Genomic DNA, 19,305 nt, shown 5'->3' with positions numbered 1-19,305 from the left:
ATATCACCTACATTTGGGCGCAAGGAAAGTGGCATTACTTGGCTGTCGTCCTGGATCTTTGTAAGCGTCGGATCGTGGGCTGGGCGCTGTCGGAAAAGCCAGACGCTGAACTGGTAATCAAAGCGCTGGATATGGCTTACGAGCAGCGTGGCAGGCCTTCGGATCTGCTATTCCACTCGGACCAGGGATCGCAATATGCAAGCCGACTCTTTCGCCAGCGGTTGTGGCGATACCGCATGCGCCAGAGCATGAGTCGACGAGGAAACTGCTGGGATAACGCACCGATGGAGCGCGTATTTCGCAGCTTGAAAACGGAATGGATACCGACCGTGGGCTATCGAACTGCGCAGGAAGCACAGCGCGATATCAGCCATTTTTTGATGCATCGCTACAACTGGATTCGGCCTCATCAATTCAACGATGGGTTGGCCCCAGCGCAGGCCGAGGAAAAACTTAACGTTGTGTCCGGGATTAGTTGACCACTACAGCGACTCATCATTCAGGAAGGGAAAATTCCAATTGTGGACGCTCCTGGTCAGCAGCTTTTTCCTTTGCAGCCAGAATGCGATCTTTCATCAACCGAGCCACAGCTTCAAAAACAGGCACAGCCACTGAGTTACCAAACTGACGATAAGCCTGGGTATCGGAGACAGGAATCACAAATTTGCTTTCTCCCGGTTTGTCGAATCCCATCAGTCGCGAGCACTCATGTGGAGTCAATCGACGCGGACGATTGAGTTGATTTAGCTCGCTATTGAAATCCAAGTTATCCACAAACCCACGATCAACCAAGATTTCCGAACCGTCCTTGTGATATCTGGCCGAAAGCGTACGAGCCACATCGTTAGGCCGCGTCAGACCAAAACCAAAGCCATTACCCTTTTCACGGTGCTTCTGGGCATACCGATAGAGGTAATCCCAAAGCTTCGGCGTAAGAATGTATTTTTCGTCCACTTCTTTATCGAGCAGATCACCGAAGCTAGGTCGCTGCTCCGGTATGTGCTTGCTGATATCACGCAGTGTGAATCCTTGGTGAACGTTGAGATCACGACGGAAACCTACAAGAACGATTCGCTCACGATGTTGGGGCACAAAATGCTTGGCATCGATGACCTTCGGGTCTGAACCCTTCGGAGCATTCACATCTGCAACCTCGTAACCCAGTTCATCCAGCGCTTCGCAGATGATTCGGAAGGTATTGCCCTTGTCATGGCTCTTCAGGTTTTTTACGTTTTCAAGCAAAAATGCGGCAGGGCGCTTGGCGGCAATAATCCGCGCCACATCGAAAAACAGAGTGCCTTGGGTCTCACATTCAAAACCGTGCTTGCGTCCTAGGGAATTCTTCTTGGAAACACCTGCAAGCGAAAACGGTTGGCATGGAAAACCTGCTAGCAGGACATCGTGATCAGGGATTTCGCGATCAATATTCTTATAGGCTTCCTCATCACTGATTTCGGACTTGTCAGAAAGCGTGACAGAACGGATATCAAGATTGAAGCGATGCCGACCCGGATCACAGAAGTGGTTGGCCTTGTAGGTTTTGACCGCGTACTTGTTCCATTCGGACGTGAACAGACATTCGCCACCGATCGCTTCGAACCCTTTTCTGATACCTCCGATACCAGCGAAAAGGTCGATGAAAGTAAAGGAAGGTTTGTGGTTCAAGCGCTTGGGTAACAGCTCTTCCAGACGAGTGAACTCAATATGAGAGAGCTTTGGCGAGGCCTTGCCTTTTACCCAACGATTTATCGTTTCACGGCACCAATGCGTGGGGCTGACGTCGTTAAGAATTTCGGCAAGCTGCCCTTGATCGTAGATTTCCAGCAGCTTGTGCAGCAGTGCCAGATCAGTCACAGGATGAGTATTAGGTTCATGGGAGCTTGAGGTCGTTTCGCCCAAGGATTCAAAAGATGCTGTTTCAAAAATATTCATGAGCCCGAAATTCCTCTGGGTCAAATCTGTGACGAATGGTCACCATTCTATCCCTGTAAATTTCAAAGTAAATGAAATTTCCCGGTATCCGTAAGACGAGTCATGTCGACAGGGATTGGGGAACAGGAAAGACTATCGGCACAAAAGCACTGGATATAAATACAGCATAAATGACTGAGCGCCGTTGTCCAGAGTTCGTTTTACCCCCATGCAGTAGGAAAAGTCGCCGGTTGACGACTATGCCGGATCCACCTAACCTCAGTGTCGAGCCTAAGAAACTCTAAAAACCAGAGCGGTCCTCCGCACCCGACAGCCATGCGGCTTTTTTTCGCCAGCGGTTTCTCTACGCCTGTGAAAAATCCCCGTTATGTCGGGAGTGGGCGAATACAAGACCCGAAAGGGGAATATGTCCGGCCCGTCTCTGGTGGGTTTCTTAGCTCCCGACACCCATAACGCACGCCCTAAGAAAGCAACCAGAGGTAACGGAAATGCCTGGATACTTTGCATCATCTGCGAAGGTCATTCGCAGTACCCGCACCACTTCTCAAACACCCTCCAAGCCGGAGGTGTGCCATGTATGAGCCTACCGTCTTCACCCGCCAAAACCTGCAAATGCATGTCCTGCTGCTGGAGAACCAGCCATGGTTCTGTGCTCGTGACCTTGGTCGCCTGATGGGGCTTTATCTGGCTGAGCGAATGGTGAGCAAGCTTGATGAGGATCAGCGGCAGACACTGGATATTTGCTATCACGGTCAGCCTGAGAACATGCTGATGATCAGCGAATCCGGCGTATATGCATTGCTGGTGTACCACTACTCACCAGGACATCGTTTGCTGCGTGAATGGTTGACCCATCAAGTGGTGCCTACATTGCGTGACAAGCATCAACCACGATCTACAGACCGTCCAATGCTGAGCTTGCTTGATTGGCCCGAAATGTCGTTGAGCCTTCTGCATTGGCAGGATGAAGGCTGGATTCGGCTACGTGATATGCCATATCTACTGCTCAACAGGACTCGCCGACGCGCGCCACCGAGCAAGACTTGGTTTCAAAAGATGGCAGAGTTTTTCCAGCCATCAGGCCATTCCACACGCTGAAATCCCGAAGATATCCCGTCCGGGCCAACGCTCGGACGGATCACCAGCACACATTTCCCAATCCGCGCTGTAACAATGCCGGATGCCTCACGACGTTCATTCCTATGCCCGACCGGGTAAACTCTCTTGATCATCGCCAGTAAAAGCACAACATCACTACCTGGCTGATCTGAACTGCATAGCCGTTATCCGCCTGAACCCATGCAGTGGGCACCAGTCACACGGTTATGAGAACCGCTTCAAACGATCAAGGACCACCCGTGAACCCAGACATGCTCGAAGCCGGCCCCATCGACGCCAAAGTACTCTCCGTCTTTGACTTCGACGGCACCCTCACCCACCACGACAGTTTCGTGCCCTTCCTCAAATTCGCCTTCGGCCCCGGCGAGTTTTACGGCCGGATGGTCAAACTCGCCGTGCCTGGGCTGCGCTTTTTGCTGCAGCAGATCAGCCGGGATGAGTTGAAGGCGCAGTTGATCCGCACCTTTATGACGGGCGTGGAGAAAGCGTGGGTGCAGCAGCAGGCTGAGGCGTATTGCCAGCGCACCTGGGGCAAGTTGATGCGCCCGAGTGGTTTGCAGTCGGTGGCGGATGAGGTGAAGTCCGGGGCGGTGGTGACGCTGTGTTCGGCGTCGCCGGCGTTGGTGTTGCAGCCGTTTGCGAATCGGCTGGGCATCAAGTTGATCGGCACTGAGCTTGAGGTGGTCGACGGCGTGTTGACGGGCAAGCTCACGGGGAATAATTGCCGCTGCGAGAACAAGGTGCTGCGCCTTGAGGCGGTGTATGGGGATTTGGGCGAGTATCGGCTACGGGCCTGGGGCGATACGCGTGGGGATCGGGAGTTGCTGGCGGCGGCGCAGGATGCGCATTTTCGGCACTTTCATTCGAAGAAGAAGCAGGGCAAGTTGCAGCGGTGATGCGGGTAGGTGGGGTCGGCGGGTGGACCGAGGCGATCCTATCGCTGCCTCGCTGGGGCTCGAGAGCTCCCACATTGGGATCGGCTTCAGGCTGGGAAGCTCACTAGCATGGGCCGCTAGGGGTCGATGCAGATGGATGGTTTCGGAAGCTGGACCGAGGTGATCCCTTCGCAGCCTCGCAGGGGCTCGACAGCTCCCACATTTGAGCTTTGTTGAGGCTTAGGCTGGCGTCTTCAGGTCCACGCCAAGCGCTGTTGCGAAGGCTTTTACCATCGGGCTTCTCGGCGCGTTGTGGCGCAGGATCAGGTTGAATGCCGTGCTCAGGTGAACCTGCTCCGGGCACAGTGCGCGCAGGCGCCCTTCCCTTACCAGCGACGCGGCGTAGTGTTCCGGCAAAAAGCCCAGGAAGCGGCCGGTGAGGACCAGGATGGCGACAGCTTCCACCTGTGAGGCCGAGGCGGACTGGCTGTCGTAGGTGACGAAGTTGGCCTTGTCGCGGTGGATCGCGTACCGGTGGTTGACCACTTCGTATTGGCGCAGCACGTCTGGGGTGATGTCACTCGCGTGGAACAGCGGGTGTCCTACGGCGCAGTAGGCGTGAGCTTTTTCTTCGTAGAGGGGGAAGTAGTCGAATTCTTCTCGGCGCTGGTACACCGGCACGATGCCGACAATCAGTCGGCCTTCCACCACGCCGCGTTCAACTTCGTCCAACTGCGAGGCATGCAGGCGCAATCTAATTTTTGGCGATTCGCTGTGTAATTTACCTAGAGCGCTAATAAGCGGTGAGTTAACGTCGGACACGGTGTTATCAATAACGCCGACACTAAGGTCGCCAATCAGCTCGTTTTGCGCCGAACTAAGCTTGTCGCGAAAACTGTCTACCGAGGTAAATAACTCGATGGACGCTTGATACACCAACTTGCCTTCTTCGGTCAGGCCGAATCCTTCGCGGCCCCGTGTGCACAGGCGCATGCCGATGCGAATTTCGAGGTCGGAGATCTGTTTGCTGATGGCCGCCAGGCCCACATTCAGCTCGTTTTGCGCAGCACTGAAGCCGCCGGCTTCGACCACGGCCATGAACACGCGCAGCAGTTTGAAGTCCAGCCCGCTCAATTGCAGGGGCGGTCGTGTGCCGGGTTTTGGCGGCATGTTTCCAGAAGTGGAAAGTGGGGTTTCCATAATACGCGTTGACCTCAAGTGCCATATTCAACAGGCTTCAACCCAATCCTTGAACATAGCCAGGCGGCGATAATGGCTGCAAACATCCGCCCTTGGCAACCTTGAATATAGCGGGTTGAACAGCACACAGAGGCTGATTTAACACCCGTAAAAACCTGACACTACGATCAGGTCTTTTTTGCTTTTTACTGCCTCCGACTCTTCTAAAAACAAGCGTGAGGAATACCGATGTCCCAGCCCACCGACCGCCTTTGGGGCGCTCGTTTCAAGACCGGCCCGTCTGTTGCTTTGGCCGCGTTGTCGCGTTGCCCTGAGCGCTATTTCCGCCTGACGCCCTACGACCTGGCCGGCTCCCGTGCCCATGCCCGTGAGTTGCAGCGCGCCGGGTTGCTGGATGAGTCGGAAACCTTGCGCACGCTGGAAGCCCTGGACCGTATCGGTGACGATTTCGCCGCCGGGCGCCTGCATCCAAGCCTGGATGACGAGGACGTACACACTTTTATCGAACGCGTATTGACCGAGCGCCTGGGCGCCTTGGGCGGCAAGTTGCGCGCCGGGCGTTCGCGTAACGACCAGACCGCCAATGATCTGCGCCTTTTCCTGCGCGATCACGCGCGCACCCTCACCACCGAGGTGTTGGGTTTGCAGCAGGCGCTGGTGGAGCAGGCCGAGCAACACATCGACAGCATTTGCCCGGGCTTTACCCATTTGCAGCAGGCGCAACCGATTGTGTTCGCCCACCACTTGCTCGCCCATGCCCAGTCGATGCTGCGTGATGTGCAGCGCCTGGTGGATTGGGACGCGCGCACAGCGTTGTCGCCGTTGGGTGCGGCGGCGATGGCCGGTTCTGCCATTGCACGCCAGCCGGAGCATTCGGCCAAGGAAATGGGCTACACCGGGCCGTGCGAAAACTCCATTGATGCCGTAGCCAGCCGTGACCATGTGGCGGAATTCCTGTTTGTGGCGGGCATGCTCGGGGTGAATATTTCGCGGCTGTCGGAGGAGTTTTGCCTGTGGTCTTCGCGCCAGTTTCGCTGGGTAGTGCTGGACGATGCCTACGCCACTGGCAGCTCGATCATGCCGCAGAAAAAGAACCCGGACATTGCCGAATTGGCGCGGGGCAAGGCTGGGCGTTTGATTGGCAACCTGACCGGGTTGATGTCGACGCTTAAATCCTTGCCGCTGTCGTACAACCGCGATTTGAGTGAAGACAAACACAGTGTGTTGGACAGCGTCGACACCTTGCTGCTGGTGCTGCCGGCGATGGCCGGGATGGTGGCTACCATGCAGGTGCAGGTAGAGGAGCTGCGGCGTCAGGCGCCGATGGGCTTCACCTTGGCGACCGAGGTGGCGGATTGGTTGGCCACTCGCGGTGTGCCGTTTAAAGAGGCGCATGAGATTACCGGCGCGTTGGTGCAGGCCTGTGAGCAGCATGAGATTGAATTGTGGGAAGCCTCGCCAACGATGTTGGCGCAGGTGGATGCTCGGCTGCTGCCTGAAGTGCGTGAGTGCCTGACATTGGAAGCGGCGATTGCGGCGCGCAGTGGGTGGGGTGGGACGGCACCGGAGCGGGTTCGCGAGCAGATTGGGCGGTTGAAGGTGGCGTTGGCGGCTCAGCAAAAATGGGCTGAGAGTTACACCGGATTCCGAATCTGATCGTTCCCACGCTCTGCGTGGGAATGCCGCCCAGGACGCTCCGCGTCCCGTTGCATGGCTCCAATTCTGCGCAATGGTGACGCGGAGCGTCACGGGATGCATTCCCACGCAGAGCGTGGGAACGATCGTGCAACACCTATATTTTTTGGAGTAGCACCATGAACCAAACCCCGGCGGAGCGCTTGGAAGCCGAGCGCAAGTTGTCCGAGAACCAGTTCGATATCACGCAATACGAGCACGTGCCGCGGCGGTATTACGGGCGGATGTTTTTTGCCACGTTGATCGTGATCGCCCTGGCCGCATTGTTGCGCGCATTTGCCAATGGCCAGATCGAATGGTCCTACATCGGCCAGTTCCTCACGTCTGAGGCCATCTTGTGGGGCCTAATGAACACCATCATCATGTCGATCCTGGCGATGGCGCTGGGCGTGGTGATCGGGGTGATCACCGCAATCATGCGCATGTCGGCCAACCCGATCCTGCGTTATGTGGCCATCACCTACACCTGGCTGTTCCGGGGCACACCGCTGATTCTGCAATTGCTGCTGTGGTTCAACCTGGCGCTGATTTTCCCGGTGATCGCGATTCCCGGCGTGTTCAGCATCGACACCGTCGACCTGATGACGCCGTTCGTGGCCGCCCTGCTCGGTTTGAGTATCAACCAAGGCGCATACACCGCCGAAGTGGTGCGCGCCGGTTTGCTCTCGGTCGACACTGGCCAGTATGAAGCCGCCAAGTCCATCGGCATGCCGAGCCTGCAAGCATTGCGTAGGGTGATTCTGCCGCAGGCCATGCGGGTGATCATTCCGCCTGTAGGCAACGAGTTCATCAGCATGGTGAAAATGACCAGCCTGGCCAGTGTGATCCAGTACTCGGAGCTGCTGCACAACGCGCAAAACATCTATTACGCCAACGCGCGGGTCATGGAGCTGCTGATTGTGGCCGGCATCTGGTACCTGGCGGTGGTGACTGTTCTTTCATTTGGCCAAAGCCGCCTCGAGCGTCGTTTTGCCCGCGGCGCCGGCAAGCGTTCGTAAGTTTGGGTTGAGGAGATTTGCCCCATGAGAAGCATCGTCAAGGCCGTCAACCTGAACAAGTATTACGACCAGTATCACGCGCTGCGCGACATCAATATCGAGGTCGAGCAAGGCGAAGTGATGTGCATCATCGGCCCGTCCGGCTCGGGCAAAAGCACGCTGCTGCGTTGCGTCAACCAGCTGGAAAAAATCGACAAGGGCGGCCTGTGGGTCGACGGCGAGCTGGTCGGTTACCGGGTGGTCGGCAACAAGCTGCATGAGATGAATCAATCGCAGATCGCCCGCCAGCGCCTGGCCACCGGCATGGTGTTTCAGCGCTTCAATTTGTTCCCGCATATGACCGTGTTGCAGAACATCATCGAAGGCCCGGTGCAGGTGCTCAGGCGCTCGCCCAAGGAAGCCATCGAAGACGCGCTGGAGTTGCTGGCCCGCGTGGGTCTGGCAGACAAGCGCAATGCATACCCGGTGGAATTGTCCGGCGGCCAGCAACAACGTGTGGCCATTGCCCGCGCCTTGGCGATGCGCCCCAAGCTGATGCTGTTTGACGAACCCACGTCAGCCCTCGACCCAGAGCTTGTGGGAGAAGTGCTGTCGGTGATGCGCGATTTGGCCACCACCGGCATGACCATGATCGTGGTCACCCATGAGTTGGGCTTCGCCCGCGAAGTCTCCAACCGCATGGTGTTTATGGATGCCGGCCAGATTGTGGAAGCGGGCAGCCCTGAAGAAATTCTAATAAGCCCACAAAACCCGCGTACCCAAAGCTTTATTTCTGCCGTTCGCACTTAACTAAAAAACTAACGAGAACGCCCCCATGAAAAAATTGTTTATCCCAACGTTGCTCGCAGGCCTGATGGCCTCCACGTTTGTGTTCGCGGCATTGCCGGCGGCAATCAAGGACAAGGGTGAGATCAGCGCCGCCATCGTGCCGAACTACCCGCCGATGGACTTCAAGGACACCGCCACCAACAAGCTCACCGGCCTGGACTTTGACCTGGGCAACGCCCTGGCCGAGCGCCTGGGCGTGAAGATCAAGTGGCAGGAGACCGGCTTCGAGCAGATGCTCAGCGGCCTGACCACCAAGCGCGTCGACATTGTGCTGTCGGGCATGAGCGACACCGCCGAACGCCAAAAGGCCGTGACCTTCATCGACTACTTCACCAGCGGCCCGCAGCTGTACACCTTGGCCAAGCGTGAAGACCTCCAGGCACTGACTGACCTGTGCGGTAAAAAAGTCGGCACCAGCCGCCGTACTACCTGGCCGTCGGAAATTGCCGCGTGGAGCAAGGAAAACTGCGAAGCGGCCGGTAAGCCAGCCATCGTGGTGATCGGCACCGAAGGCTCGGCGGATGCACGCGCGCAGTTGCAGCAGAACCGTCTGGATGCGGCGATGCAGGGCAGCGAGACCATTCCTTATCTGATGTCGCTGGATAAGGGCAAGTACAAGCCGGTGGGTCTGGCGATTTCCAAGCAGTTCACGGGGCTGGGGATCGAGAAGAGCAACACTGAGCTGGTGACGGCGATCAGTGAGGCGCTGCAGGGCATGATCGATGATGGCACGTACGGCAAGATCCTGAAGAAGTGGGATCTGGAGCAGGGTGCGGTGGAAAAAATCTCTATCAATGCCGGCCAATAAAAAGACCTGAATGTGGGAGCGGGCTTGCTCGCGAAAGCGGTGTGTCAGTGCAAAATTACTAACTGACCCACCGTATTCGCGAGCAAGCCCGCTCCCACAGGTGATCTGTTTTCACAGTTGATCTGTGTTGTATCAAAGCAATAACAAGGACGCTCGCCCCCACCGTGGCCACCTACTCCCTGGTAATCCGCCGCCTGATGATCTGCTCGGTGACCATTGTGGTCAGCCGCGCCATGACCAGCCCCTTGCTGGCCTTGCTCTTGAGTACCCGGTTGGGCCTCAACCAGCGGGACATCGGCCTGTTGATGGGCATTGCCGTATTCATCGCCACGTTGCTGGGCCTGTATGGCGGCTACATCATCGACCGCCTGGAAAAGCGCAAGCTGCTGATCCTGGCCATGCTCTCCAGCTCCATCGGTTTTCTATTGCTGACGTTCGCCAGCAACCTCTACCTCACCACCCTGACCCTGGTCATAACCGAAGCCGCCTCGGCGCTGTTCCTGATCGGCTCCAAAGCCATCATCAGCGAGAACCTGCCGGTGGGTGATCGCGCCAAGGTGTTTTCCCTGCGTTACACCCTGACCAACGTCGGCTACGCCACCGGGCCGATGGTCGGCGTAGTGATTGCCGGGCATGTGCCACTGGCGCCGTTTTTGATCGCCAGCGCCATTGCGTTCGGCAGCCTGTTCCTGATGATCGGCATTCCACCAACCCAGCGCGATGACAGCCACAAACCCTTGAGCTTCCTCAGCACCCTGCGCACCTTGCGCAGCGACCGCACGCTGATCCTGTTCACCAGTGGCAGTCTGTTGAGCACCATCGTCCACGGGCGCTACACCCTTTATCTGTCGCAATTTCTGCTGGTGGCCTACAAGCCCGCCGAGGCGCTGAAGATTTTGTCGGCAGTGCTGGCCTGCAACGCCATCACCGTGATTGCGATGCAGTACCAGATTGGCCGGTTTCTCAAGCGCGAACAGCTGCGCTACTGGATCGTGCTGGGCACGTTGCTGTTCATTGCCGGGTTGATCGGCTTCAGCCAGGCTCACAGCCTGCTCACCTGGTGCCTGGCGATGTTCGTGTTTACCCTGGGCGAGATGATCATTTACCCATCGGAATTCCTGTTTATCGACACCATCGCCCCAGACGCATTGCGCGGCAGTTACTACGGCGCACAAAACCTGGCGGCGTTCGGCGGAGCGATGAGCCCGGTTATTTGCGGTTATTTGCTGATCAACGCTGCGCCAACCAGCATGTTCTATGCGTTGGGCGCATTGACGGCAGTGGGTGGAAGCCTGTGTTTCTTAAGCGGACGCCGTGTCGCTGGCGCGCCGCTTATCTAATGTGGGAGCTGGCTTGCCAGCTCCCACATTTTGCTCTCCGTAATGCCTGGTATTTGCGTAGTATCCAGTCATTCATCTCACGGACCCGAGCCCCATGAAATTCGACACGGCCTACAGCCTGAGTCTCGACGACAAGCTGTCGATCTACGACGTTCGAGACCTGAATTTCGACGAAACCGCCGACTTCGACTCCGATAAGGACAGCTTCCTGTGCCCGAACGATGAATGCCGCGCGGCGTTCGGAACGGGCAATACGCTGAGCACGTTCAACGCGAAAAACGTCAACTACCAGCGCACGCCGCACTTCAAGAACAAGACCAGCACCCGGCATATCGACGGCTGCCGCTATGCCAGTACGCACAAGAGCGCAACAGGTGAAAGCGACGACGAGCGCGAGGACAATTTCCCATCGGAATTTGTACTAACGCGGCGTCAGTACCAGCGCAAGACACCGCCCGTCGTTATTGAGGGAAGCGTCCCACAAGAGTCGGCGAAAGCGCCTTCGACAAGTACCCGCTCATCCCACATCAGCAGCGACACAACCCCGGACAAAACCAGCGTCTTCGCACACCCGGTCGAGTGCTATGTGTCGAATATCGACGACAAGGACAAGCTCAAGTCCATGCCGCTGAAGGTTGGCGAGCACTGCGCTACCTACTGGACGTTTTTCAAGAAGATCGAATACCTGCAAGACAACAAAGGCCTGATCTACTGGGGCAAGATCAAAGCGATCAAGGATTACACCAGCAGCTTTCGCATCGACTTCGAAAAAAAGGTATGGCTCGACAAAAAGCCCTACTCGGTGAACGTCTACCTGAGTAAAAAACTCATCGAAAACTACCGCAAACGTACGGCTTTTCTTGAACAGATCAAGGCGGCAGCCAGCAGCGAACGGGCCTTGTATTGCTTTTTTTACGGCGTGACGCCAGAGCTAAAACAGGTGCCGAGCAAGAAGAACCCCGAGCAGACATTCGGGGTGTTCAGCGCCAATATCGAGAACCTGGACCACCTGATCATTCGTGAGGCGCCAGGAATGCAGGAGCATTAGGAAAGGGCGCGTGATCGCCGAGCTTGCCGGTATTGTTCGCGTACAGCTCGGGCGGTGGCCGCGTCTATCGCGCCAAATGCCGTCAGCCAGTGAATCAGCATTTCTTCCTCCGGCCAACCATAGCCCTTTATCCCGGGAATGGTTCTGGGCGTGCGATTGATGGCTTCGTCATAACGTCGCGCACTCCACGGCTGCTTTACAAATTCGAAACCCTCAGCGTCCCATTTAAATACGCGCAGGATTTCATTGATTTGGCCCTGGCTACTGCGGTCGCTGCGCGGGTAAAAACAATAAGTGCTCCCCAAGTCACTCAGCAGCGGATCACAAACCTGCGGCGCGAGTATGTTCAGCACGCCACACTTCAACGCTATATTCATCACACCATCGGCCCAGCGATGGGTAAATGTTTTCACAAAACCCGCGTAATCGGCCTTTTTCATATCGAAAAACAGCATGCTGTAGCGCGTCTTCAAATGCGTCGCCACCAGCACATGCTTACGTTTAACTGTCGCCGCATGGACCAGCCACTGGTTAGGGTCTGCGTGCAGCGCATCCCCCTCTGCGCTTGGTATCGGTGGTTTTTCAACGGGGGTAATTTTCTTACCCTTGTGAATACGGCTGAAAAAGTCGCTGCCGGCTTGTGAGCAATTAAATGTCAGCACACTGTGTTCCTGCGCAAAGTGATTAACGCCAAGTGTGCCCTGTTTACTCGCGGGGCAATCGCTCTTCAACCCACTCAAGTTCATAAGGCTGCCTGACGGCATAGCTGATGGCATCAAGCGTTTCTTCGCTGAGTATTGCCAACTCGGCGTCGGTCAACAGGTCGTGGTGCACCATTAATGCCAGGCACGAATAGGTTGATGAGCGACTGTAATAGTCGAACATATCGGCCATATCCTTGTTGCGGGCATGAATCACGCCGTACAGCATTAGGTACCGGGCGTGAGCGGACAATGCACCGTGCTCACTGATGGTCCTGGCATCCGCGAGGACACCGAGGCAAAAGCGATCAAGGGCCAATGCCCTCAAGCCTTTGAATTTCTTCCAATCACTTTCGGAAATAGACATGGCGTCGTTCTCTCGTCAGCTCGATCATTCTGTGGATTTTCCTATTCACCTGCGAGCGTTGCAACCTCCACAGCCCTTCTGGAGAGAGCAAGTGAGAACCCGATAAATAATCCAGTTGATGAGCGGTACAAACAACTGTACAAAAACACAGTATAGTTTGCCTTCCCCCGTCGAACCTGGAGAAACCCCATGTCCTCTCTGGCAATGAGCTCTTACGTAGAACAGCAGATTGTCCTGCACCAATTCACCGCCAAGCACAGCACACAGGCCCGCGTGATGCTGGGTTGGAGCCGCGAGGACCTGGCCCGCCAGGCCGGGTTGGCGGTGGAGGTGGTTCAGCGCTTTGAAAGCCTGGGCGAGGTCGAGGATGACGCTCGGTTAGCCCTCGCGTTCCGGCTGGAGGCAGAAGGCCTGGTGTTTTTTCCAGGGTTTGCGCCGGGCTGGGGGATGAGCGCGCGCAAGTTTGAGGCAGCCCCCGCCGAGCCCGCCGCACCCAGCCTCATCTCGCGATTGATGGGCTCAGCAGCGGCATCAAATGACTCACCAACGCCTCAGCCGAATGGTGCGTAGAGTCCAACCGAAGCACCGGGCAGGTCAGCGGTTTCAACCAGCTTTCATGCCGTCTCAAGCTGCGTAAGCTGTGGTTACCGCCATCGTAACGGGCGGCCCAGGCCAGGAATGCGACGCTGTTGTCATGGCGGCTGCCACCTTCCAGGATCTGCTCGCCGTAGCGTTGCACCTCGCGCAGTTGCAGGCGGTGCAGGCGTACTTGCGGGTCCAGCCGCAGGAACACCACATGGGTGAACTGCGGGATCATGGCATCGCCCCAACCGCACAGTGAGCCGGACAGCACCCAGCCCGCAAGGCCGGCACTCTGTTCCTGCAGCAAGCGGATGCGTTCATCCTTGGGCCGGGCGACCGTGAAAGGCTCTGACGTTTGTTGCCAGTAGAAATAGTCAGAGTCGAAATAAGCGACGCCCAGGCGTTTGGCCAGAGCCCGGCCCAAGGTCGAGGTACCGGCGCCCGCAGCGCCGAGGATGTGAATTTTGTAGTCCATGCCTGCCCTCCATGGCAGTGAGTGTAATCGGTCAGGTTTGCAGTGCGCAGCGCATCCGTTAAAGCACAGGCTTTGTCGCCGCCTGGGCCGCCTGCTCGTACCCATAAGCCACTGCCAACAAGGTAGGTCGGACCAGCGGGTTCCGAAGAAAAAGGTCTCTCCTGGGTTCAGAATTCATACGGGATCAAGTCCGCTATTCTGAAAACCCAGGCGTTCAAGACCTTCAGGCAGTCACCCCACACATCGTAAGATGGGTCCAGCACTTCCTGTAGTTGTTACGCGTCCTTTAACGCGCCGGTGCTGATCTGGCGATAGGCACGCAACAACAGCGGCAATGCATCACGCGACCATCGAGCAGCGTAAAACCATAGCTTCGCCCCATCGCCCAATGGTTCGCTGAGTGAGGGATAGCCGCTGACACAGGCACGATGAAACGCGTCGCTCTCGCTGCCAGAGACCAGCGCATCCAGGCGATGCGCGGTCACAAGGTCGTCGATTTCATTGCTTTGCAGGGTAAATTGCAGGCTGTTGTCTTGACGATACGCGTCCACCGGCACCAGTTGCGCACCGGCCTGGCGCAGGAGATCGAAGGCTGCACACAAGGCTTCGCTGTGTTCGACGGTTTCGCGATGATCGCTTTGCACATAGCGGTCGGCAAACCCGATACGCCAACCCGATAGCAACTGGGTAGTCGTAAAGCGGGTGTTATTCAGCACCAAGGGGACTTCCACCATGACCGGCCCAGTGGGGTCGATACCACTTAAAGCCGCGAGTGATAACGCGGGATCCCGCGCAGGTCTTGCTGGAAATGCCGGCGCGTTGTAACCGGGAATGGGCGCCGCGCCCACCGCTTGCGCCGCGCCGAAGACGATACCCGTGCGGCTCAGGTTCTCGGGTTTAGCATGAACGGACTCTGCCGCGAGCCCCTCGCTCTCCGCCTCCAATGTCACGGGCAAGGACAGGCCCGGGCGACACGGCATCCCCAACCGCCAATGTTCGCTACAGTTTTTTTCCATCAGAACCCGACTCCCGACAATTGATTACGCGGGATCATCGCACTCTCATCTGGCGTTTGTCGCAGCCCTGAAACACCCTGAAAATCCTTTTTCCAGGCGGCAACGTTTCAACCCGTTGCGTGTTCTTTTACACCCTGAGTTTCCACCTCCAGCCACCACGCGTGCCCGCGCTCCGGCTGGTGCAAGCTGAACGCCTGTCCCATCGCCGGCGTGGTGATCGACACGTTGCGCTCCCAGGCCAGGGCCATGATGCGGTCGAACGGTTCATGCCAGGCGTGGAAGGCCAGGTCGAAGGTGCCGTTGTGGATCGGCAGCAGCCAGCGGCCTTTGAGGTCGATGTGCGCTTGCAGGGTTTGCTCGGGCTGCATGTGCACGTGAGGCCAGTCGACGTTGTAAGCACCTGTTTCCATCAGCGTCAGATCAAACGGGCCGTACTGTTCGCCGATCCGTTTGAAGCCGTCGAAATAACCGGTGTCGCCGCTGAAAAAGATCCGCCGCGCGCCGTCGATCATCACCCAGGAACACCACAAGGTCTGGTTGCCATCAAACAGGCCACGTCCAGAGAAATGCTGGGCCGGCGTGGCGATAAAACGGATGCCATCGACCTCGGTGCCTGCCCACCAATCCAGTTGCCGAACTTTGCTGGCGTCCACGCCCCACTTGACCAGCGTGTCGCCCACGCCCAGCGGCGCCAGAAAGTAGCGGGTCTTGTCGGCCAGTTGGGTCACCGCGTTGCGGTCAAGGTGGTCGTAGTGATTGTGGGAAAGAATCACCGCTTCGAGCGGCGGCAGGTCTTCAAGGCTGATCGGCGGCTGATGAAAGCGCTTTGGCCCGGCCCAACTGAAAGGCGAAGCGCGCTCGGCAAACACCGGGTCGGTGACCCAGAACTTGCCACGCATTTTCAGCAGCACAGTGGAATGCCCCAGGCGAAACACACTGTGATCGGGGGCAGCCAACAGTAGCTCACGCGTCAGCGGTTGCACCGGGATCTTGCCCACCGGGCGTGTGCTGCGCGGCTTGTTGAACAGCATGTTCCAAAAAATGCGCAAGGTTTTGCCAAAGCCACCGTGCTGCACCGGGGCGTCGTTGCTGAAATGCCCTGGCGCCTGCTCCGCAGTCTTGGGCGCAGCAGGCGCAGGGTCGAGACGGGTTGAAATCGTGGCCATTGCAGAGTGACTCCAGGGTCGGCTCATAAAATACACCGTGCAGGCCAATTACACTGCACAGTGTAGTTTCTAGATTGCAACAAAACCCTGAGCAAGTAAACTACCGAGTGTAATTTCCTTTTAGAGCCGACCATGACTGCACCTCTGCGCCTCACCGACCGTAAACGCGAAGCCATTGTGGCAGCCGCTATCGCCGAGTTTCGCGCGAATGGGTTCGAGGTCACCAGCATGGACAAAATCGCTGCCACCGCCGGCGTTTCCAAGCGCACGGTGTACAACCACTTCCCCAGCAAGGAAGAGTTGTTTGCCGAAATCCTCCACCAGTTATGGGCCAGCAGTGTGGCCCAGCTGGACGTCAGCTACGCCAGCGACCGCCCGCTGCGCGAGCAACTGCGCGGATTGTTGCAGGCCAAGATGCTGATGATGTCGGACGCCAACTTCCTTGACCTGGCCCGTGTCGCGATTGCTGCCACCATCCATTCGCCGGAACGCGCGCAAGACATGGTCAACCGCCTGAGCAAGCGCGAAGAAGGCTTCACCCAGTGGGTACGCGCCGCGCAGGAAGACGGCCGGCTGTCCTGCACCGACCCTGCCTTCGCCGCCCACCAGATCCAAAGCTTGCTCAAGGCTTTCGCGTTCTGGCCGCAGATCACCCTCGGCCAACCGGTGCTGGACGCTGCCTGCCAGGCCAGCGTAATTGAATCAGCCATCGACCTGTTCCTGGCCGGTTACGAAGTGCGCGCTCCTGGGCCGCAGTAAAGCCTGTTGCATGCGCGACATTCCAGGTCGCTTTTAGCGTATTCGCACGCGGTGCTGCGCAAATGGCCTGAAAGGACACTGATTATTCCCACGCGAATAACTGACAATATTCACACTTAATATCCGATCAACGGTTCTACCCGCTGACGCGCGCTGTCGTACCCGCAAAAAAGAGCTGACCCGGAACACTATGGAAAACAGACGAGGCAAAGGGCTTTCATTTGCCAGACGTATCTACAAGCCAAGGATCATCGGCCTGGGTATCGGTTGTATCAGTGTGGCCGGTGCCCTTTACTCCTTGGCGATGCCGGGGTGGGTGTGGGCGTTCCTGCTGTTCAATGGGTTTGCCTGGGCCCATGTGGCGTATCAGCTTTCAGCGCGTTCGCAATTTCCCTATCAGGCTGAGCAGCGCAACCTGCTCTATGACTCGTTGTTCGGCGGTTTCTGGGCCGCCGCCACCCAGTTCACGCCGCTGACGGCCGTGACTGTGCTGTCGATGATGACCATGAACAATGTCGCGGCCGGCGGCAAACGCCTGTTTCTGCGCGGGCTGCTGGCACAAGCGGCGGGTATTGCGGTGGCGTGGGGCCTGTTCGGAGTCAAGTTCAACCCCAACGTCAGCCTCAGCCAGGTCTACACCTGTCTGCCGATGCTGACGCTCTACCCGATGGCCATCGGCATGGTCTGCTACCAACTGGCAATCAAGCTCTCGGACCACAAACGTGCCCTCAGTGCTCTGAGCCGCATCGACAGTCTCACCGGCCTGCTCAACCATGGCTCGTGGAAAGACCTGCTCAACCTCAAGTTCCATAAGTGTCGGCAGCAAAGCAGCCACGCCACCATCGCACTGATCGACATCGACCACTTCAAGCAGATCAATGACACCTACGGTCATATTGTCGGGGATGCGGTGTTGCGCCAACTCAGTCAGGAATTGCGTCTGCACCTGCGGGAAAACGACTTGGCCGGCCGCTATGGCGGCGATGAGTTCTGTGTGATTTTGCCGCAAATGCCGCAGGAAGACGCCGCGCAGGTCATGGAACGCATGCGCGAAAAATTCAGCAACTATCGCAATACGCAGATTCCCGCGCTGCGCGTGAGCCTGAGTATTGGCCTCGCAGACTTCCAACCGCTGTTCAGCGATGCTGCGATGTGGCTGAACGCGGCGGACCGCGCCCTGTACGCAGCCAAGGAAACCGGGCGTAACCGGGTAAATGTCAGCGATTTCGTGGTCGCCCATTCCGCTTGAGTTGTCCGATAACACCTCGTCTGAATCTTCCGCCCGCGCCTCGCAGCGATAGCATAATGCCGCCACTGGTCGCCTGCCCAATTATGGTCCTGCCCTAACGGCGAACTTCTTGGCAGGCTGATCACTCTGAACCCCTTGTTCCGCCCCCCTCTGTCAGCACCAGGAAGCTGACAATGAGCAAGTCAACCGTAAGGCCCAGGGCCATACGGGGTCAGGCGCCTATTCATGGATACCTCTGACGCGTGCTTCCCCGAGCCCTCGAACATGCTATTTAACGCCCATAAAAAAACCATCAGTACCCTGCAACACACCAACGCCCAGCAAGCCAGCCTTCTCGACGCGATTGAGCGCTCCATGGCCGTTATTGAGTTCAACCTGCAAGGCACTGTGCTGCGTGCCAATGACAACTTCCTCAAGACCATGGGCTACCGCGCCGAGCAGATCCTGGGCCAGTCACACCGGATGTTCTGCACGCCCGCGTTCGCCCGTAGCGCCGACTACAACCAGCTATGGACGCAACTGCGCAATGGCCAATTCCAGTCCGGCACCTTTGAGCGGGTGGCCGGCAATGGCCAGTCAGTGTGGCTGGAAGCCAGCTACAACCCGGTGCGCGATGAGGCCGGCCAAGTGATCAAAGTGGTGAAGTACGCCATGGACGTCACCCCGCGCCTGCAGGCCGAAAGCGAGGCCAACGCCAAGCTGGGTGCCATTGACCGCGCCATGGCAGTCATCGAGTTCAACCTCGACGGCACCATCATCACCGCCAACGACAATTTCCTGCAGCGCATGGGCTACAGCCTGGCGCAGATCCAGGGCAAACATCATCGTCTGTTCTGCACGCCGGAGCTGGCCAACAGCTCGGCATACACCGAGTTCTGGAAACGCTTGAACCAGGGCGAACTGTTCAACGGCCAGTTCGAGCGCGTCGATAAACACGGCCAGACCCTGTGGCTCGAAGCCAACTACAACCCGGTGTACGACGCCAGCGGGCGCCTGTGCAAAGTGGTCAAGTTCGCCTCCGACGTCACCGCCAGGGTGCAACAGCACGCTGCCGATGCCGCCAGTGCGGCCCAGGCTTACCATATTTCCCTGAACACCCGGGATGTGGCCGAAAAAGGCGCCGAGGTGATTCAGCAAACCGCCAGTG

19 protein-coding genes and 1 pseudogene are annotated in these 19,305 nt (G+C 57.5%); 13 read left to right on the top strand and 7 right to left on the bottom strand.

From position 1 onward, the window contains the following. Nucleotides 1-479: IS3 family transposase (locus ACTD9P_RS19815; RefSeq protein ID WP_438869029.1), on the top strand; the 479-nt coding region annotated here is incomplete at its 5' end. Nucleotides 480-495: 16 nt separating this feature from the next. Here the strand turns inward: ACTD9P_RS19815 and dcm are convergent. Further along, nucleotides 496-1,932 (bottom strand): DNA (cytosine-5-)-methyltransferase, encoded by a 1,437-nt coding sequence (gene dcm / locus ACTD9P_RS19810; protein ID WP_187602457.1) that lies wholly within the window; start codon nucleotides 1,930-1,932, stop codon nucleotides 496-498. A 573-nt stretch (nucleotides 1,933-2,505) separates the two neighbouring features. Here dcm and ACTD9P_RS19805 point away from each other — a divergent pair. Further along, a complete protein-coding gene (locus ACTD9P_RS19805) occupies nucleotides 2,506-3,030 on the top strand; it encodes a BRO-N domain-containing protein (protein ID WP_438869028.1) in 525 nt (174 codons plus the stop codon). Nucleotides 3,031-3,302: 272 nt separating this feature from the next. Continuing rightward, on the top strand, nucleotides 3,303-3,947 hold the full coding sequence (locus ACTD9P_RS19800) for an HAD-IB family hydrolase (RefSeq protein ID WP_438869032.1): 645 nt from the start codon (nucleotides 3,303-3,305) through the stop codon (nucleotides 3,945-3,947). A 219-nt stretch (nucleotides 3,948-4,166) separates the two neighbouring features. Here ACTD9P_RS19800 and ACTD9P_RS19795 read toward each other — a convergent pair whose 3' ends face one another. Further along, nucleotides 4,167-5,126 (bottom strand): LysR family transcriptional regulator, encoded by a 960-nt coding sequence (locus ACTD9P_RS19795; RefSeq protein WP_438869027.1) that lies wholly within the window; start codon nucleotides 5,124-5,126, stop codon nucleotides 4,167-4,169. A gap of 228 nt (nucleotides 5,127-5,354) precedes the next feature. On the opposite strand from ACTD9P_RS19795, the gene argH reads away from it, so the two are divergent. The 6 genes from argH to ACTD9P_RS19765 all read left to right on the top strand — a co-directional run bounded on the left by argH (nucleotide 5,355) and on the right by ACTD9P_RS19765 (nucleotide 11,843). Continuing rightward, nucleotides 5,355-6,782 carry an argininosuccinate lyase gene (gene argH / locus ACTD9P_RS19790; protein ID WP_438869026.1) on the top strand — a complete coding sequence of 476 codons (1,428 nt, stop codon included), beginning with the start codon at nucleotides 5,355-5,357 and terminating at the stop codon, nucleotides 6,780-6,782. Nucleotides 6,783-6,940: 158 nt separating this feature from the next. Continuing rightward, complete coding sequence (locus ACTD9P_RS19785; protein ID WP_438869025.1) at nucleotides 6,941-7,819, top strand: amino acid ABC transporter permease; 879 nt, start codon at nucleotides 6,941-6,943, stop codon at nucleotides 7,817-7,819. A gap of 24 nt (nucleotides 7,820-7,843) precedes the next feature. Beyond that, the gene (locus tag ACTD9P_RS19780; protein ID WP_438869024.1) at nucleotides 7,844-8,608 is read left to right on the top strand and encodes an amino acid ABC transporter ATP-binding protein; all 765 of its coding nucleotides are present in this window, start codon (nucleotides 7,844-7,846) and stop codon (nucleotides 8,606-8,608) included. Between the two features lie 25 nt (nucleotides 8,609-8,633). After that, nucleotides 8,634-9,455, top strand: a complete 822-nt coding sequence (locus tag ACTD9P_RS19775; protein ID WP_438869023.1) for an ABC transporter substrate-binding protein — start codon at nucleotides 8,634-8,636, stop codon at nucleotides 9,453-9,455. A gap of 164 nt (nucleotides 9,456-9,619) precedes the next feature. Next, complete coding sequence (locus tag ACTD9P_RS19770; RefSeq protein ID WP_438869021.1) at nucleotides 9,620-10,795, top strand: MFS transporter; 1,176 nt, start codon at nucleotides 9,620-9,622, stop codon at nucleotides 10,793-10,795. A gap of 94 nt (nucleotides 10,796-10,889) precedes the next feature. Further along, nucleotides 10,890-11,843, top strand: a complete 954-nt coding sequence (locus ACTD9P_RS19765) for a hypothetical protein (protein WP_438869020.1) — start codon at nucleotides 10,890-10,892, stop codon at nucleotides 11,841-11,843. On the opposite strand, the gene ACTD9P_RS19760 is transcribed toward ACTD9P_RS19765, so the two are convergent. Continuing rightward, nucleotides 11,840-12,505, bottom strand: a complete 666-nt coding sequence (locus ACTD9P_RS19760; RefSeq protein ID WP_438869019.1) for a DUF6933 domain-containing protein — start codon at nucleotides 12,503-12,505, stop codon at nucleotides 11,840-11,842. The two genes, ACTD9P_RS19765 and ACTD9P_RS19760, sit on opposite strands and share 4 nt — an antisense overlap. Nucleotides 12,506-12,548: 43 nt before the next feature. After that, nucleotides 12,549-12,911, bottom strand: a complete 363-nt coding sequence (locus tag ACTD9P_RS19755) for a hypothetical protein (RefSeq protein ID WP_438869018.1) — start codon at nucleotides 12,909-12,911, stop codon at nucleotides 12,549-12,551. Nucleotides 12,912-13,100: 189 nt separating this feature from the next. On the opposite strand from ACTD9P_RS19755, the gene ACTD9P_RS19750 reads away from it, so the two are divergent. Continuing rightward, nucleotides 13,101-13,481, top strand: a complete 381-nt coding sequence (locus tag ACTD9P_RS19750) for a helix-turn-helix domain-containing protein (RefSeq protein ID WP_438869017.1) — start codon at nucleotides 13,101-13,103, stop codon at nucleotides 13,479-13,481. Here ACTD9P_RS19750 and ACTD9P_RS19745 read toward each other — a convergent pair. The 3 genes from ACTD9P_RS19745 to ACTD9P_RS19735 all read right to left on the bottom strand — a co-directional run bounded on the left by ACTD9P_RS19745 (nucleotide 13,411) and on the right by ACTD9P_RS19735 (nucleotide 16,150). Beyond that, nucleotides 13,411-13,968, bottom strand: coding sequence for an AAA family ATPase (locus ACTD9P_RS19745; RefSeq protein ID WP_438869016.1), 558 nt, complete (start codon nucleotides 13,966-13,968; stop codon nucleotides 13,411-13,413). The genes ACTD9P_RS19750 and ACTD9P_RS19745 overlap by 71 nt on opposite strands. A 275-nt stretch (nucleotides 13,969-14,243) precedes the next feature. Continuing rightward, complete coding sequence (locus tag ACTD9P_RS19740; RefSeq protein ID WP_438869031.1) at nucleotides 14,244-14,918, bottom strand: hypothetical protein; 675 nt, start codon at nucleotides 14,916-14,918, stop codon at nucleotides 14,244-14,246. Nucleotides 14,919-15,091: 173 nt separating this feature from the next. Further along, a complete protein-coding gene (locus ACTD9P_RS19735; RefSeq protein ID WP_219266999.1) occupies nucleotides 15,092-16,150 on the bottom strand; it encodes an MBL fold metallo-hydrolase in 1,059 nt (352 codons plus the stop codon). Nucleotides 16,151-16,282: 132 nt separating this feature from the next. Here ACTD9P_RS19735 and ACTD9P_RS19730 point away from each other — a divergent pair, with 132 nt between their 5' ends. From ACTD9P_RS19730 to ACTD9P_RS19720, 3 genes and pseudogenes are all read left to right on the top strand, one after another. Then, complete coding sequence (locus tag ACTD9P_RS19730; protein ID WP_438869015.1) at nucleotides 16,283-16,909, top strand: TetR/AcrR family transcriptional regulator; 627 nt, start codon at nucleotides 16,283-16,285, stop codon at nucleotides 16,907-16,909. 190 nt (nucleotides 16,910-17,099) lie between these two features. Next, entirely contained in the window at nucleotides 17,100-18,158 is a 1,059-nt protein-coding gene (locus ACTD9P_RS19725) for a diguanylate cyclase (protein WP_438869013.1), read from the top strand. 225 nt (nucleotides 18,159-18,383) lie between these two features. After that, nucleotides 18,384-19,193 (top strand): annotated as a pseudogene (locus ACTD9P_RS19720) (PAS domain-containing protein); the annotation flags it as partial. Nucleotides 19,194-19,305 lie beyond the last annotated feature (112 nt).

The sequence above is a fragment of the Pseudomonas onubensis genome (assembly GCF_965653655.1).
Lineage (GTDB): Bacteria > Pseudomonadota > Gammaproteobacteria > Pseudomonadales > Pseudomonadaceae > Aquipseudomonas.
The sequence above is the reverse complement of the archived record's forward strand: the minus strand, read 5'-3'. Positions and strand labels throughout refer to the sequence as shown.

What these genes read in the sequence shown, in the direction of transcription:
- dcm (WP_187602457.1), bottom strand. Translation starts at nt 1,932, where the DNA reads ATGAATATTTTTGAAACAGCATCTTTTGAATCCTTGGGCGAAACGACC.
- ACTD9P_RS19775 (WP_438869023.1), top strand. Translation starts at nt 8,634, where the DNA reads ATGAAAAAATTGTTTATCCCAACGTTGCTCGCAGGCCTGATGGCCTCC.
- ACTD9P_RS19745 (WP_438869016.1), bottom strand. Translation starts at nt 13,968, where the DNA reads ATGGACTACAAAATTCACATCCTCGGCGCTGCGGGCGCCGGTACCTCG.
- ACTD9P_RS19735 (WP_219266999.1), bottom strand. Translation starts at nt 16,150, where the DNA reads ATGGCCACGATTTCAACCCGTCTCGACCCTGCGCCTGCTGCGCCCAAG.
- ACTD9P_RS19730 (WP_438869015.1), top strand. Translation starts at nt 16,283, where the DNA reads ATGACTGCACCTCTGCGCCTCACCGACCGTAAACGCGAAGCCATTGTG.
- ACTD9P_RS19755 (WP_438869018.1), bottom strand. Translation starts at nt 12,911, where the DNA reads ATGTCTATTTCCGAAAGTGATTGGAAGAAATTCAAAGGCTTGAGGGCA.
- ACTD9P_RS19750 (WP_438869017.1), top strand. Translation starts at nt 13,101, where the DNA reads ATGTCCTCTCTGGCAATGAGCTCTTACGTAGAACAGCAGATTGTCCTG.
- argH (WP_438869026.1), top strand. Translation starts at nt 5,355, where the DNA reads ATGTCCCAGCCCACCGACCGCCTTTGGGGCGCTCGTTTCAAGACCGGC.
- ACTD9P_RS19725 (WP_438869013.1), top strand. Translation starts at nt 17,100, where the DNA reads ATGGAAAACAGACGAGGCAAAGGGCTTTCATTTGCCAGACGTATCTAC.
- ACTD9P_RS19800 (WP_438869032.1), top strand. Translation starts at nt 3,303, where the DNA reads ATGCTCGAAGCCGGCCCCATCGACGCCAAAGTACTCTCCGTCTTTGAC.
- ACTD9P_RS19805 (WP_438869028.1), top strand. Translation starts at nt 2,506, where the DNA reads ATGTATGAGCCTACCGTCTTCACCCGCCAAAACCTGCAAATGCATGTC.
- ACTD9P_RS19795 (WP_438869027.1), bottom strand. Translation starts at nt 5,126, where the DNA reads ATGGAAACCCCACTTTCCACTTCTGGAAACATGCCGCCAAAACCCGGC.
- ACTD9P_RS19785 (WP_438869025.1), top strand. Translation starts at nt 6,941, where the DNA reads ATGAACCAAACCCCGGCGGAGCGCTTGGAAGCCGAGCGCAAGTTGTCC.
- ACTD9P_RS19780 (WP_438869024.1), top strand. Translation starts at nt 7,844, where the DNA reads ATGAGAAGCATCGTCAAGGCCGTCAACCTGAACAAGTATTACGACCAG.
- ACTD9P_RS19765 (WP_438869020.1), top strand. Translation starts at nt 10,890, where the DNA reads ATGAAATTCGACACGGCCTACAGCCTGAGTCTCGACGACAAGCTGTCG.